At 74.1% G+C, this 13,691-nt stretch carries 11 protein-coding genes; 2 read left to right on the top strand and 9 right to left on the bottom strand.

Going from position 1 to position 13,691, the window contains the following annotated elements:
* Window positions 1–53 precede the first annotated feature (53 nt).
* Together ACQP04_RS15405 and cobF are read right to left on the bottom strand one after the other, a co-directional pair.
* Window positions 54–1,565, bottom strand: a complete 1,512-nt coding sequence (locus ACQP04_RS15405) for an AI-2E family transporter (protein WP_433507716.1) — start codon at window positions 1,563–1,565, stop codon at window positions 54–56.
* A 36-nt stretch (window positions 1,566–1,601) separates the two neighbouring features.
* Window positions 1,602–2,384, bottom strand: coding sequence for a precorrin-6A synthase (deacetylating) (gene cobF / locus ACQP04_RS15400; RefSeq protein WP_433507715.1), 783 nt, complete (start codon window positions 2,382–2,384; stop codon window positions 1,602–1,604).
* A 134-nt stretch (window positions 2,385–2,518) separates the two neighbouring features.
* Here cobF and ACQP04_RS15395 point away from each other — a divergent pair, with 134 nt between their 5' ends.
* Together ACQP04_RS15395 and ACQP04_RS15390 are read left to right on the top strand one after the other, a co-directional pair.
* Window positions 2,519–3,637, top strand: a complete 1,119-nt coding sequence (locus ACQP04_RS15395; RefSeq protein WP_433507714.1) for a glycosyltransferase — start codon at window positions 2,519–2,521, stop codon at window positions 3,635–3,637.
* A 622-nt stretch (window positions 3,638–4,259) separates the two neighbouring features.
* Complete coding sequence (locus tag ACQP04_RS15390; RefSeq protein ID WP_433507713.1) at window positions 4,260–5,468, top strand: C40 family peptidase; 1,209 nt, start codon at window positions 4,260–4,262, stop codon at window positions 5,466–5,468.
* A 113-nt stretch (window positions 5,469–5,581) separates the two neighbouring features.
* Here the strand turns inward: ACQP04_RS15390 and rutA are convergent, their stop codons facing one another.
* From rutA to ACQP04_RS15355, 7 genes are read right to left on the bottom strand one after another with little or no spacing between them, the layout of a single operon-like run.
* Window positions 5,582–6,634, bottom strand: coding sequence for a pyrimidine utilization protein A (rutA, locus tag ACQP04_RS15385; protein WP_433507712.1), 1,053 nt, complete (start codon window positions 6,632–6,634; stop codon window positions 5,582–5,584).
* Entirely contained in the window at window positions 6,589–7,677 is a 1,089-nt protein-coding gene (locus ACQP04_RS15380; protein ID WP_433507711.1) for an LLM class flavin-dependent oxidoreductase, read from the bottom strand. Before ACQP04_RS15380 ends, rutA begins: the two co-directional genes overlap by 46 nt.
* The gene (locus ACQP04_RS15375) at window positions 7,670–9,052 is read right to left on the bottom strand and encodes an MmgE/PrpD family protein (RefSeq protein ID WP_433507710.1); all 1,383 of its coding nucleotides are present in this window, start codon (window positions 9,050–9,052) and stop codon (window positions 7,670–7,672) included. The genes ACQP04_RS15380 and ACQP04_RS15375 overlap by 8 nt, the downstream gene beginning before the upstream one ends.
* A gap of 59 nt (window positions 9,053–9,111) precedes the next feature.
* Window positions 9,112–10,761, bottom strand: a complete 1,650-nt coding sequence (locus tag ACQP04_RS15370; RefSeq protein WP_433507709.1) for an amidase — start codon at window positions 10,759–10,761, stop codon at window positions 9,112–9,114.
* 28 nt (window positions 10,762–10,789) lie between these two features.
* The gene (locus ACQP04_RS15365) at window positions 10,790–11,953 is read right to left on the bottom strand and encodes an acyl-CoA dehydrogenase family protein (RefSeq protein ID WP_433507708.1); all 1,164 of its coding nucleotides are present in this window, start codon (window positions 11,951–11,953) and stop codon (window positions 10,790–10,792) included.
* 1 nt (window position 11,954) lies between these two features.
* Window positions 11,955–13,160 carry a CaiB/BaiF CoA transferase family protein gene (locus tag ACQP04_RS15360; RefSeq protein ID WP_037048140.1) on the bottom strand — a complete coding sequence of 402 codons (1,206 nt, stop codon included), beginning with the start codon at window positions 13,158–13,160 and terminating at the stop codon, window positions 11,955–11,957.
* Window positions 13,157–13,681, bottom strand: a complete 525-nt coding sequence (locus tag ACQP04_RS15355) for a MaoC family dehydratase (protein WP_433507707.1) — start codon at window positions 13,679–13,681, stop codon at window positions 13,157–13,159. The genes ACQP04_RS15360 and ACQP04_RS15355 overlap by 4 nt, the downstream gene beginning before the upstream one ends.
* Between the last annotated feature and the right edge of the window lie 10 nt (window positions 13,682–13,691).

Here is a 13,691-nt window from a genome sequence, read left to right as displayed (position 1 = left end):
ACCCCGACCTCCGACGAGTCCCGACGCACGACCGCGACCGCTGCCCGCCGGTCTCAGGTCTCCGGAGTGGGCCGGCGCACCGGGCCGGGGCCACCGTCCTCGGCCGGGATACGCGCGGTCTCGTCGGCCGGGGCGCCGATGCCTTTCCCGCGTTCCGACGCGTCGCCGTCCGGCCCCTCGGGGGCGTCGCTCGGCGGCGCCGCCCGCACCCCGGCCCGCCGGTCGATCTCCTCCCCGATGTACCGCAGCACCTCGGCCGCGACCGCCGCGACCGGCACGGCCAGGAACGCCCCGGCGATGCCCCAGATCGCACCGCCCGCGGTGACCGCGAGCAGCACGACGGCGCCGTGCAGGTTGAGGCTGCGGCTCTGCAGGATCGGCTGCAGGACGTTCCCCTCGATCTGCTGCACCGCGATGATGATCGCGAGCACGATCAGGGCGGTCGTGAAGCCCTTGGTCACCAGCGCGACCAGCACCGACAGGGCGCCCGCGACGAGCGCGCCGACGATCGGCACGAAGCTGCCGAAGAAGGTCAGCACGGCCAGCGGCAGCGCCAGCGGGACGCCGAGGATCACCAGGCCGAGGCCGATGAAGAAGGCGTCGACGAACGCCACCAGGGCCTGCGTGCGGATGAACCCGCCGAGCGTCCGCCACGCGCGCTCCAGCACCCCGGCCACGTGCCGGCCCGCCCGGGCCCCGGTCACGCGGGTGACCCAGGGCAGGAAGCGCGGACCGTCCTTGACGAAGAAGAAGGCGAGCACCACGGCGAGCACGATGTTGAGCAGGCCGTTCGCGAACGCCGACACACCGGTCAGCACGCTGCCGGCGATCGTCGACGCGCTGGCCTGCAGTTGGCGGGTGACCGAGTCGAGCACCGCGCCGATCTGGCCCGCGCCGAGGTTGAACGGCGGCCCGGACACCCACTGCTGGATCTGCCCCAGCCCGCCCGTGACGCCCGCGGCGATCTCGTCCGACTGCCCCGCCACCTGCGGCGCGATCAGCGTGATGATCCCGCCGAGCACCACGAGCGCCCCGACGAGCACCAGCAGCGCGGCCAGGACGGGCGGGATCCGGCGCTCGACCAGCCAGCGCACCGGCGGCCGCAGGACGGTCGCGAGGATGACGCCGAGGAGCACCGGCAGCACGATCGGCCACAGCGCACCGACCACGAGGCCGAACAGGATGGCGCCGAACGCGATCAGCAGGATCCGCCAGCTCCAGGTCGCCAGCCAGGTCAGCCCGCCGCCGATCACCGCGCCGCGGTCCGGCGGTGGGGTCACCGGGGGCCCCGCCGACGCCGGAGCAGCCACCGGAGCCGCGGGCGGCGCGAGCGGCGACCCGTCCGCGGCACCGTCCACCGCGCCGTCGAGCGCCCCGTTCACGGCCCCGTCCTCGGGTCCGTCGATCGGTCCGGTGCTACGACGGCCGGCGGTGCCGTTGCGGACGGCGTCGGGGTCACCGGCCACGTCCGCGCCGCCGAGCCCGGTCCCGTCGGCCGGGATCGAGCGCCCCTCGTCGTCCCGACGTCCGCGCGCCCCGCGCGCCGACGTGCCTCGCTCGGTCACACCGCCACCCCCGTCCCGCTCCCGCGGCCGGCCCGCTCAGCGGTCCCCGGGATGCCGCCGCAGCAGGTACGTGTCCATGATCCAGCCCTTGCGCTCCCGTGCCTCCGCCCGGAGCCTCACGATCTCGTCACGGACCTCGAGGACGGGGCCGGACACCAGGAGCTCGTCCGGGCTGCCCACGTAGGCCCCCCAGTACACCTCCACGTCGGCGACCTCGTCGTCGGGCAGCTGCGCGAAGGCGGTGCCGCCGTCGAGCATCACCACGACGTCGTCGACGTCGGCGGGCAGCCCGGCCGCGATCCGCCGGCCGGTGGTGATCAGCACGGGCCGTCCGACCCGGTTGAGGATCAGCCGGTGGGCGGCGGCGAGCGCCTGCACGCTGGAGATCCCGGGGTAGGAGACGACCTCGATCCCCTCGACGCCCTCGAGCAGCCGCAGGGTGCCGTCGTAGAGGGAGGGGTCGCCCCACACGAGGAAGGCGCCGGTCTCGCCGTCGGCCAGCTCCGCGAGCATCGACGCGTAGAGCGACCCGCGGCGGTCCTGCCAGTCGACGACGGCGGCCGTGTACCTCTCGGACCGCCCGGCCTCCCCCGCGCCGGCCCTGCGGTCCCGCTCGGGGTCCGCGGCCTCGACGACCCGGTAGCTGCCGGGCTCGAGGTGCCGGTCGAGGATCCCGGTCCGCAGCGCGGTGAGGTCCTCCTTCACCCCGCCCTTGTCGATGACGAAGACGACGTCGACGCGCTTCAGCGCGGCCACCGCCTGCAATGTGAGGTGGTCGGGGTCCCCCGAGCCGATCCCGATCACGTACACCGTGCGCACGTCGACACCCTATGCGGGCGAGGGTCGGGGCCGAGCCGCCCGGGCGGAGCGGGTTCGCCGGGTCGCGCAGCGTCACCGGCCCGGTAGGGTCGCGGACCCGACCGGGTGAACTCGAGCGAGCGGAGGACCGGGACGTGAGGGTGGCGCACCTCGTCGACACGCTGCACCCCGACGGGGGTGAGTACGGCCTCGAGGCCCTCGCCCGCGCCGCGCGGGCGGCGGGACTGGAGCTCGTGGTAGTCGGCATCTCCGGCAGCGGCGACGGCGCGCGGGCGGCCGCGCTCCGCCGGTCCGGTGCCGTGGTCGTCGAGCACGGGCTCGCACCGTGGGACCCGCGGGCGGTGCCCCGGGTGGTCGAGACGCTGCGCGAGCACCGGGTCCGGCTGGTGCACACGCACGCCCCGAACGCCGACGTCGCCGGCAGCGCGGCCGCGACCCGGCTGCGGATCCCGGTGGTCTCCACGCTGCACCGCATCGAGGAGGAGCCCGCGGACCGGCTCGACCGGGTGCGGCGCACCGCCCGCACGCTGGCCCGGAAGCGGTTCGTCACGCGGACCATCGCGATCTCCCGACTGCAGCGGGACTGGTACCTGCGGGTCGCCGGCTCGGAGAAGGGCCTGGTCGTGCTGCCCGACGGCGTCACCGACCCGGGCCCGGCCGACCCGGCGGTGCGGGCGCGCGTGCGGCGCGGCCTGGGCGTGGGCGACGACGGGCTGCTGGCGGTGTCCGCCGCGCCGATGCGCCGCGGCAAGGGCCAGGACCTGCTGCTCGACGCCCTCGCCGAGCTCCCCGAGGACCTCCCGCTCACCGTCGTGCTCACCGGCGACGGGCCGCTGCGGCCCTGGCTGGAAGCGCGGGTGGGGCGCGAGGAGGAGCTGGAGGGCCGGGTCGTGTTCCGGCACCACGGCGATCCCGGGGAGCTGCTGCAGGCCGCGGACCTGCAGCTGCACACCACGCGCACCGACGCCATGCCCAGCGTGGTGGTCCGCGGGATGGCCGCCGGGGTGCCGGCCATCGTGAGCCGGGTCGGCGGGCTGCCCGAGATCGTCACGCGGGACGTCGGGCGGCAGGTCCCGCTGACGGCCGCCGCCATCGCCGACGCGATCGTGGAGCTCGCCGGCGACGACGCCCTCCGCGCCCGGCTCGGCCGCGCCGCCCGGGCCCGCTTCCTCGAGCGCTTCGAGGCCGACGGCTGGGCCGCCCGCCTCCGCGAGGTCTACGAGGCCGCCCTCACCCGACCCGTGAGCGCCTAGGGAAACTGCTGAAGAACCCCGGTCGTCGCGAGCGGCGGCCGGGTGGTGTCCGCGCAAGGCGGAGCCCGCAGCTCATACCGGGCGTATTCGCAAGGCCGACAACGCAGCGCGGGCGCCGCTCGGGCGTCGCGCAGTAGGCCGGGGTTCGTCAGCAGTCTCCTAGCGACGCTAGAGGGGCACTCGCCACTCACGACCCCCGGTGAGCTGCGGTGTTCTCGCTCCTCGAGGGAGCGGTGTGGCGCCGCCCGCCGTTACACGATCACCCTGTGATCCCGTCCGGCGCTGCCGGTCGTGCGGTCCGCGGGAGTGGCGTCCCGTTCGCCGGTCGAGGCCGGGTCGTGACCTGCGTCCGGATCGCCACGAGCGGCTTCGACGGCGGGAAACGACGGCTCGTCCCTCGGGGCCGTCCGCTCGGCGCGCCGGGGCCCGTTCGGACCGCGCGGCGATCACGGGACGGTTACGGTCGGTTCTGCCGGTGGGAACGACGTCCACCGGCACGCCCGGTCGGCCCGTCCCGCCTGCCCGCCGACATTCCCCCGGGCGCCCAACCCCCGGCACGGGGCAGGCGCGGCGCGGTTGCTCCCCGGCTTCCCGCACGCCCGTGGACGGCGAGGAACGACGCATGTCCGACACGTGTGTGGCACCGCGCCCGGTGCTCGTGCCGAGCTCCCGGCACAGTGCAGAGGACGGTCAGGGTCAGTCCGCCGCGGACCTGATCGCCCGGCTCACCGGCTCGTCCGCTCCCCCGCCCTCGGGCGGCCGCCGTGCCCGGCGCGCCGCCGAGGCGGACGAGGCGGACGGGGCCCCGTTCTCCCCCCTCGGCGTCCCCGCCGCGGACGCGCGGCCGGCCGCGCCCGACTCGGCGCCGACGGCGCTCACCCCGCCGGTCGCCCCGGCCGTCCGGGAGGAGCGCCCCGCGCCGCCCGCCGGCCTCACCGGCTCCTTCTTCACCTCGGGCCTCGGCGCGGGGCGCGGCCCGGGTGGCGACGGCATCTCGCTGACCGGCGTCTTCCCCGCGCTGTCGGCCGCGATCCGTTCGCCGAAGGCCGTCGCGGCCGCGGCGACCGTCACCGTCCTGGGCGCCAGCGCGGTCCTCACCGGCCTGCCCACCCCGGGCGGCGAGATCGCCCAGGCCACCGGCGTCGACTCCCCGACCGTCCGCCTCGCCGCGGCCGACGCGACGCTCGACGGCGGCACGGACGCCGACGACCGGGGCGACGACCGGCCGACCCAGGTCCTGCAGGCCGTCCAGGACGGTCCCGGCGCCGTCGGCGGCTCGATGCAGTCCGCCTTCGGCACCGCCATGGGCGCGCTGCCGCAGGTCTTCGACAAGGCCGACGCCGCCAGGATCGCCGCGGTCCAGAAGGCCGAGGCCGCCAAGGCTGCCGAGGCCGCCGAGGAGCAGCGCAGCGCGCTGCGCCGGGCCGCCCGGTCGGCCGGGGGCGCGATCGACGACGCGGTGGACGACGTCGTCGGGCAGGCCACCGGGGCCGGGGCGAAGGCTCTCGCCGCGGCCCGCGCCAAGCTCGGCACCCCCTACCAGTGGGGCGCGAGCGGCCCGAACGCGTTCGACTGCTCCGGCCTGACCTCGTGGGCCTTCAAGCAGGCCGGGATCAGCATCCCGCGCACGTCCGCGGCCCAGTCGACCTTCGGGACCGCGGTCAGCAAGGACCAGCTGCAGCCCGGCGACCTGGTGTTCTTCTACTCGCCGGTGAGCCACGTGGGCATCTACATGGGCGGCGGCAAGATCCTGCACGCCAGCACCAGCGGCGAGCCGGTGAAGGTCTCCGACATGTCGGCGATGCCGTTCCACAACGCCCGCCGGATCTGAGCACCGGCCCCGGGGGCGCCCTGTGCGACCGCGCCCCCGGGGACCGGCAGATCAGCGCCGATGCTCGCTCCGCGAGCTCCGCTCAGCGCCGATGCTCGCTCCGTGAGCTCCGCTCAGCCGAGCAGCGGCTTCACCTTCGTGCCGAAGTCGTGCACGCCCTGCTCGAAGTCGTCGAAGGTGAACATCATCCCCTTGACCCCGGGCATGGTCGCGACCTGGTCGATCTGCCGCGCGATCGTCTCGTAGCTGCCCACCAGGGTCGCCATGTTGAAGTTCACGGCCCCCTCCGGCAGGTTGATCATCTTCGCGGTGCCGCCGGTGTCCGTGCCGGTGTCCTTGCCGCCCTCGTCGGCCATGTAGCCGAGCGCCCCGGCGTCCGCCCCGGCCTGGTAGGAGTCCCACTTGGCGCGGGCCTCCTCGTCCGTGTCGGCCATGATCGCCATGAACAGCGGCAGCGACCCGACATCCCGGCCGGTCTGCTCGGCCGCCTTCGCGAGCCGCTGGGTGGACTCCCGGTAGACCTCCGGGTCGTTCACGCCGGGGCTGAGGATGAAGTTGTAGTCGCCCTGCTCGGCGACCATCCGCATGCCGCGGTCGGACTGCCCCGCGCAGACGATGTCGATGTGCCCGCTCGGCCTCGGCGACAGCACGCAGTCCTCCATCTGGAAGTACTGCCCCTTGAAGTCGCTGCGCCCCTTCTCCCACAGCTCCTTCATGACCTGGACGTACTCGGTCGAGTAGTCGTAGCGGTAGTTGTAGTAGTCGTCGCCCGGCCACAGACCCATCTGCGCGTACTCGCCGCTGGCCCAGCCGGACACGATGTTGATGCCGAAGCGTCCCGGCGCGATCGAGTCGATCGTCGTCGCCATGCGGGCCACCATCGCCGGCGGCAGGGTCAGGACCGCCGTGGAGGCGTAGAGCTTGATCCGCTCGGTGACGGCGGCCAGGCCCGCCATCAGCGTGAACGACTCCAGCGCGTGGTCCCAGAACTCGACCTTGCCGCCGAAGCCGCGCAGCTTGATCATCGACAGGGCGAACGCGAAGTCCTGCGCCTCGGCCTCCTGCACGATGCGCTTGTTCAGCTCGAACGTCGGCATGTACTGGGGCGAGTTCTCGGAGATCAGCCAGCCGTTGTTGGCGATGGGGATGAAGACGCCGAAGTCCATCGCGGACTCCCTTCGGGGCTCGGGGGACGGGAACCGGCCGGGGAGGACCGGAGCACGGGGGCCACCTCGCGCGCGAGCAGCTCGACGGAGGCCAGGGCGTCGCCGACGGGCATACCCGCCCAGTCGGTGCGCAGTACGAAGTGGTCGACCCCCAGCTCCCGCCACGGCAGCAGCGCCGCGAGGCAGTCCTCCGGAGAGCCCACCACGAACCGGTCCTCGGCGAGGTCGGCGTAATCCGTTCGGAACGACTCCTTCTCGGGCATGACACGGTCCTGCCCCCAGTCGGCGTAGACCGCGTACTTCCCGGCCAGGTGCGGCCGGGCCAGCTCGATCGCCCGCTCCCGCGTCGGGGCGCAGTAGATCTCCCGCATCAGCGGCAGCTCCCGCACGGGCTCCCGGCCCGCGGCGGCGCGCTCGGCGTGGAAGAGGTCGAGCTGACGACGGATGGTCGACGTCGTGGCGTGCGGGTTGATCATCCAGGTGTCGGCGAGCCGGGCCGCCCGCTTCACCGCGGCATCGGAGTTCGCGGCCATCCAGACGGGCGGGCGCCCCGCGGGCAACGTCGTGGAGCGCACGCCGTCGAGCCGGCACCAGTCGTTGTCCGCGTACACCGGCTCGCCGGACCACATCGCCTCGACGATCCGCAGGTTCTCCTCGAACCGCCGGACCTTCTGCCGCGGCGGGATCCCGAAGGCCGCGTACTCGACCTCCCGGTAGCCCAGCCCGACGCCGAAGATGGACCGGCCGCCGCACACGGCGTCGAGGCTCGCGAAGTTCTCCGCGGTGTCGACGGGGTTGTGCAGCGCGAGCAGGTGGATCCCGGTGCCGATCCGCATGTCGCCCGCCTCGGCGGCGAGCCGGGCGAGCCACGGCAGCGGCTGGATGTGGGAGAACGACTCCGGGAGGTGGTGCTGTCCGGCGAAGACCGAGTCCAGCCCGCCGTCGCGGGCCGCGCGCACGAGCGAGAGCTGCTCCTGCAGCGCCACCACCGGGTCCCGCCCGGCCGGCTGCTGGTGGGTCAGGAAGACGCCGACACTACCCACGACACGCCTCGGCGAAGTCGGCGGCGGGGGTGCCGTCGCCGAGGGACAGCACGGCGTCGAGCACCCGGTCGGCGGTGGCGTCGGGGGCGACCCGGCCGATCGTCTCCCGGAACTTGGCCACGACCTCCGCGTTGGTGAGCGGGCGCTCGTCGTGCCCGCGGTTGACCTGCTCGCGGTGCCGCAGCACCCGCCCGTCGGCCAGCTCGATCTCGACGGCGCCGGAGTACGCGGCCGGGAAGGCGCTGTCCGGGTCCTCGGAGACCCGCACCTTCTGCGCGAGGTCGAGGATCGCGGCGTCGCCGAGGGCGTCGTCCTCCAGCTCGGCGAGCGTGAACCGACCGCGGGTGAGCGCCGCGGAGACCACGAACGGCAGGCTGAACTTGGCGTCGTACTCGTCGCGCGGGACCCACTTCGCCTCGGCCGGCTCGCAGACGACCTTGCCCGGCACCGGGTGGATCGCACAGCGGATCTCGGTGATCCCGGTCGCGCCGATCTCCGGGCGCAGCGTGAGCACGGCATCGGCGAAGGCGTGGATGAAGTGGCAGATCGGGTACGGCTTGACGGCCGTGCGCACCAGCTCCCAGGTCTCCCCCAGCCGGTCGCCGACGGCCTCGGGGTGGGTCTCGCGCCCCGCGAGATGGGTGTTGTAGAGCCCGAACCGGCCCTCGTACACCGCGGGCGGGCCGCTCCAGCCGGCCTTGGCGAAGCTCGCCGCGGTCAGCCCGGACATCGCCGCCCAGCCCGGGTGCAGGCGCTTGGTCCAGGCGCCGTCGGCGAGGAACTCCAGCAGCCCGGCGCTCATCGACCCGACGACGCCCTGGGCCGCGGCCAGGCCGTCGGCGTCGAGCCCGGCGATCTTGCCGGCCGCCACGGACGCGCCGAACGCGCCCGCCACCGCGGTCGGGTGGAAGCCGACGTCGTGGAATCCGCCGGCCCCGCCGATCCCGACCCGCGCCGACACCTCGACGCCGAGGATGTAGGCCAACAGCAGGTCCTCGGTGGTCGCGCCCCGGCTCACGGCCGCCGAGATCGCCGCGGGCAGCGCGGCGGCGGAGACGTGCGTGACGGCCGGGATGTGGGTGTCGTCGAAGTCCATGCCGTGGATCAGCACGCCGTTGAGCACCGCGGCATCGCGCGGCGAGAGCCGGTCCGGCATCCCGAGCACCGGGTGGGTGCCGCCGCCGAAGGCGGACAACGCCTCCAGGGCGACCTTCGGGAACCCGTATGCCGTCGACGCGAAGGCCAGGCCGACCGCGTCGAGGATCAGGTGGCGGGCGCGCTCCGCCACCTCCGCGGGCACGTCGGACAGCTCGGCACGGGCGGCGAAGTCGCCGACCTGACCGGCGAGGGCGGTGCGGGCTGGGCTGAGGGTCATCGGTGAGCCTCCTGGTCGAGGGCGGACGATACGTCAGACGTATGTGCGCTGGGAAGGGGTCAGGCCGAGATCGGGGCCGTGCGGGTGTGGTGGTCGGTGCGGTCCTGGAACAGCTGGGCCGCCCGCAGCGCGGTCGCCTCCCCGTGCGGCGGGGCGATGAGCAGGGCCGAGACCGGGCAGCCGTCGGGTGCGAACCCGGTGGGCAGGGCGAGTCCCGGGGCCCCCGTGAGGTTGCCGAGCATCGTCGCGCGGGACTGCGCGGCGTAGAGCGGGTACCGCTCGCCGTCGACGGTCACGGTGCCGTCGGGCAGCCGCGGCGCGGTCGCCGGCGTGGTCGGGACGACGATCAGGTCGGCGCCCCCGAACACGCGCTCGAGCTCGTCCTGCAGCTCCGCCCGGAACTGCAGCGCGCGGAGATAGTCGCTCGCCGGCGTGGCGATCCCCTGGCTGATCCGCTTGACCGTCACCGGGTCGTACTCGCCCCAGCGCGCGGCGTCGATCCGGTGCAGGGCCGCGGCCTCGGTGAACACGATCTCGTAGCCGATCGGCAGGGCCCGTTCGGCGCTCGGGATCTCGCCGGGGACGATCTCGGCCCCGGCGTCGACGAGGACCTCGGCGAGGTGGGCCACGCCGGCCCGGACGGCGCCGTCGCACAGCTCGGTGAGGTAGCCGCCGGGCAGGGCGATGCGCAGTCCGCGCAGGTCGGCGGGCGGGCGCAGCGGGACGTCCGGCATCCGCGGGTCGACGCCGTCGGGCCCGCGGAGCAGGGCGAACAGCAACGCGACGGTGCGGGCGTCGCGGGCCAGCGGGCCGACCGTCTCGGTGGTCCAGGACAGCGGGACCACCCCGGTGCGCGGGATCGCGCCCGCGGTCGGCTTGAGCCCGGTGAGGCCGCACCAGGCGGCCGGCAACCGGACCGAGCCGCCGACGTCCGTGCCCAGCCCGAAGGGGACGGCGCCGGCCGCCACCGCCGCGGCCGTGCCGGTCGAGGAGCCGCCGGCCCAGCGTTCGCGGTCCCACGGGTTGCGGCAGGGTCCGGTCAGCGGTGGGTGCGGCCCGCCGACGGCGAACTCCGTGGTGGCGTCCTTCGAGATCGGGATCGCCCCGTGCGCCTCCAGCCGCGCGACGACGGTCGCCGAGGCCGCGGCGGGGGCCGCGTCGGCCCGGGTGCGGGAGGCCGCCGTGGTCGGGACGCCCTCGACGTCGATCACGTCCTTGACCGCGAACGGCACGCCCTCGAGCAGCCGTGGCGCCACGCGGTCGTCCGATGCGGCGGCCCGTTCCGCGGCGCGCTCGTGCAGGAATCGGATGGTGCAGTTCAGCTCGGCGTGCACCCGTTCCAGCCCGGCGAGGGCGGCCGCGACCCGCTCGCCGGCGGGCCCGGCGCTCCGCAGTCGCGCCGCGCTCTCCCGCAGGCCCTCCGTACCGCCGAGGTCGAGCACCCCGAGCCCGTCGAGCACGTTCTCGCTGGTCACCGGAGGTCGTGAGGGCGAAGTGCCGCCAGCGGGGCAGTCGGCACTCACGGGTCCCCGCAGCCAGGTCTCGCCGCGGAACGGGTCGGCGGTCTCCGGGCGTACCGGCAGGTCGCGCAGGGCGGCGGCCGCGGGTTCGGCGGCGGCGACCGCCTCGGCCATGTCCTTCACCTGGGTCGGGTCGAGGGCGTAGCCGAGCCGGACCGCCAGGGCGCCGAGCTCCTCCGGCGAGCTCATGCCGGGCCTTCCGCGACGCGAGGGTCCGTCACCGGATGGTCGCCTTCCCCGCGAGGAGGGCCTTGGCGACGACGCCGCGCAGCACGTCGTTCGTCCCCTCGCCGATCGACATCAGCGGGGCGTCCCGGTACAGCCGCTCGACCTCGAACTCGGTGGAGTAGCCGTAGCCGCCGTGGATGCGCATGGCGTCGGTCGCGCAGGCCAGCGCCTGCTCGGAGGCGAAGATCTTCGCCATGCCCGACTCGGTGTCCATCCGCACGCCGTCGTCCATCCGCGAGGCTGCCCAGTAGGTCATGAGCCGCGCCGCCTGCAGCCGCACGGCGATCTCCGCGAGCCGCATCTGCACGGCCTGGAACTCGCCGATGGCCTGCCCGAACGCCGTGCGCTCGCGGGCATAGTTGAGCGCCTCGTCGTAGGCGCGCTGGGCGATCCCGACGCTGCGCGCCGCGATGTTGATCCGGCCGGTCTCCAGCGAGGACAGCGCCTGCTGCATGCCGCGGCCCTCGATCCCGCCGAGCAGCTGCGACTCCGGCACCCGGACGTCCGTCAGCACGACCTCGCAGGACTCGGTGCCCTTGTAGCCGAGCTTGCCGATGTCCTGGGTGACCTCGAAACCGGGCGTGCCGGCCTCGACCAGCAGGATGCTCATCCCCTTGTGCGCCGGGGTGGCGGTCGGGTCGGTCTTCACCAGCACCGGCAGCGGGTCCGCGTACCGGGCGTTGGTGATCCACATCTTGGTCCCGTTGATCACGTACTCGTCGCCCTCCTTGCGGGCGACGGTCCGGATCCCCTGCAGGTCGGTCCCCGCGCCCGGCTCGGTGAGCGCGATCCCGGTGCGGCGCTTGCCGGTCGCCAGGTCCGGCAGGTAGCGGGTCTTCTGCTCCTCGGTGCCGTGCCGGGCGAGCATGAAGCACGAGACGGAGTGGCTGCCGAGGATGCCGGCGATGCCCATCCAGCCGCGGGAGATCTCCTCGAACGTCAGCGCGAACGACACCGTGTCCGCCGCGAGCCCGCCGTACTCCTCGGGGACGGCGAGGCCGAACAGCCCGAGCTGCTTCATCCCCTCGACGATCTCCGTCGGGTAGCGCCCGGACTGCTCCCAGTCCCGCGCCACCGGCACGATCTCCTTGTCGACGAAGTCCCGCAGCGTGTCCCGGAACAGGCGCTGCTCGTCGTTCAGCTGGAAGTCCATCTCAGCCCTCCCCGAAGGCCCCGGACGCGCGCAGGGCGGCGATCCGGTCGTCGTCGTAACCCAGGTCCTTGAGGACGCGCTCGGTGTCCGCCCCCATCGCCGGCGCCGGCCGCGTCGGCGCCCGGTCCGCCCCCGGCGGCCCGACCCGCACGGCGCTGCGCAGGCTCCGCACCTGCCCGAGCGCCTCGCTCTCCGTCTCGGCGATCAGGTTGCGCTCCAGCGTGTGCGGGTCCACCAGCGCGTCGGCCACGTCGTTGATCGGCGCGCACGGGATCGACGCCGCGTACATCGGCGCGAGCCAGTCGGCGACCGTCCGCGTCCGGAAGATCTCCTCCAGCAGCGGGATGATCACCTCGCGGTTCCGGTTGCGGTCGGCGAAGGTCGCGAAGCGCGGGTCCTCGGCCAGCTCCGGGCGGCCCATCACCACGGTCAGCCGCTGCCAGAACTTCTCCTTGGCGCAGCCGACGACCAGCCAGCCGTCGGCCGCCTCGAAGGCCTGGAACGGGATCAGCGACGGGTGCGCCGAGTGGTGCGTGCGGGCCGGCTCGTAGCCCGCCGTCATGTGCCAGGTGCCCGGGTAGGTCAGCAGGCTGACGGCGGTGTCGTACAGCGACAGGTCGCAGTCCGTGCCGACGCCGTCCCGCCGCGCCGCGTGGATCGCCGCCAGCAGCGAGATCGCCGCGACGTACCCGCCGCAGTAGTCCACGAGCGAGAGCCCGGTCTTCTGCGGCGCCCCGCCCGGCTCGCCGGTCAGCGACATCCACCCGCCGAGGGCCTGCAGCACGTAGTCGTACCCGGGCTCCTTCGAGCGCGGGCCCGTCATGCCGAAGCCCGTCAGCGAGCAGCAGACGATCCGCGGGTTGACCTCCTTGAGGTCCTCGTAGCGGATCCGGAGCTTCTCCGGGACGTCGCCGCGCAGGTTGGAGTACACCGCGTCGGCGCTGCGGACCAGGTCCTCGAACACCGCGCGGCCCTCGGGCGTGCGGATGTCGAGGGTGATCGAGGACTTGTCCCGGTTGAAGGACTGGAAGAAGAGGGAGTCGCCCGCCTCCGCGTACGGCGGCACGGAGCGCCCGACGTCCCCGCCCACCGACGGGTCCTCCACCTTGATGATCTCCGCGCCCAGCTCCGCGAGGTGCATGGAACCGAACGGGCCCGCCCCGTACTGCTCGAGCGAGACGATCCGGACGTCCTCCAGCGGCCTCACGCGTCCTCCAGCCGCAGCGGCGTCGCGGCCTGCGGGAACAACGACGTCGCGCCGTCCGTGTCCCGCTTGTGCACGTAGAAGGTGCGCTTGAACGACAGCACCTCGACGGCGTCCTGGTTCAGCGTCCGGGTCTTGATCGTGACGATCCCGGCGTGCGGCCTGCTGCCCGACTCCCGCTTGTCCAGCACGATCGACTCCGACCAGATGGTGTCGCCGGCGAAGACCGGGGCGGTGAGCTTCAGCTCGTCGAGCCCGAGGTTCGCGAAGGCGTTCTGCGTGGTGTCGGTGACGGACTGGCCCATGGCGATCGAGATCGTCAGCGGCGAGGCGACGAGCATCCGGCCGAACTCCGACGACTGCCCGACCTGCGCGTTGAAGTGCGCCTGGTTGGTGTTCATCGTCAGGAGCGTGAACCAGGTGTTGTCGGTCTCGGTGATCGTGCGCCCCAGCGGGTGCTGGTAGACGTCCCCGATCTCGAAGTCCTCGTAGAACCGTCCCTGCCAGCCCGGCTTCACGGTCACGTGGGGTTCC

Origin of the sequence: Pseudonocardia halophobica (assembly GCF_050948485.1) — a bacterium.
Lineage (GTDB): Bacteria > Actinomycetota > Actinomycetes > Mycobacteriales > Pseudonocardiaceae > Pseudonocardia > Pseudonocardia halophobica.
This window is presented reverse-complemented; position numbering and strand designations above follow the sequence as displayed.

Excerpts from the sequence above, each read along its gene's own strand:
- ACQP04_RS15390 (WP_433507713.1), top strand. The coding sequence starts at position 4,260 with ATGTCCGACACGTGTGTGGCACCGCGCCCGGTGCTCGTGCCGAGCTCC.
- rutA (WP_433507712.1), bottom strand. The coding sequence starts at position 6,634 with ATGGACTTCGGCGTCTTCATCCCCATCGCCAACAACGGCTGGCTGATC.
- ACQP04_RS15375 (WP_433507710.1), bottom strand. The coding sequence starts at position 9,052 with ATGACCCTCAGCCCAGCCCGCACCGCCCTCGCCGGTCAGGTCGGCGAC.
- ACQP04_RS15370 (WP_433507709.1), bottom strand. The coding sequence starts at position 10,761 with ATGAGCTCGCCGGAGGAGCTCGGCGCCCTGGCGGTCCGGCTCGGCTAC.
- ACQP04_RS15365 (WP_433507708.1), bottom strand. The coding sequence starts at position 11,953 with ATGGACTTCCAGCTGAACGACGAGCAGCGCCTGTTCCGGGACACGCTG.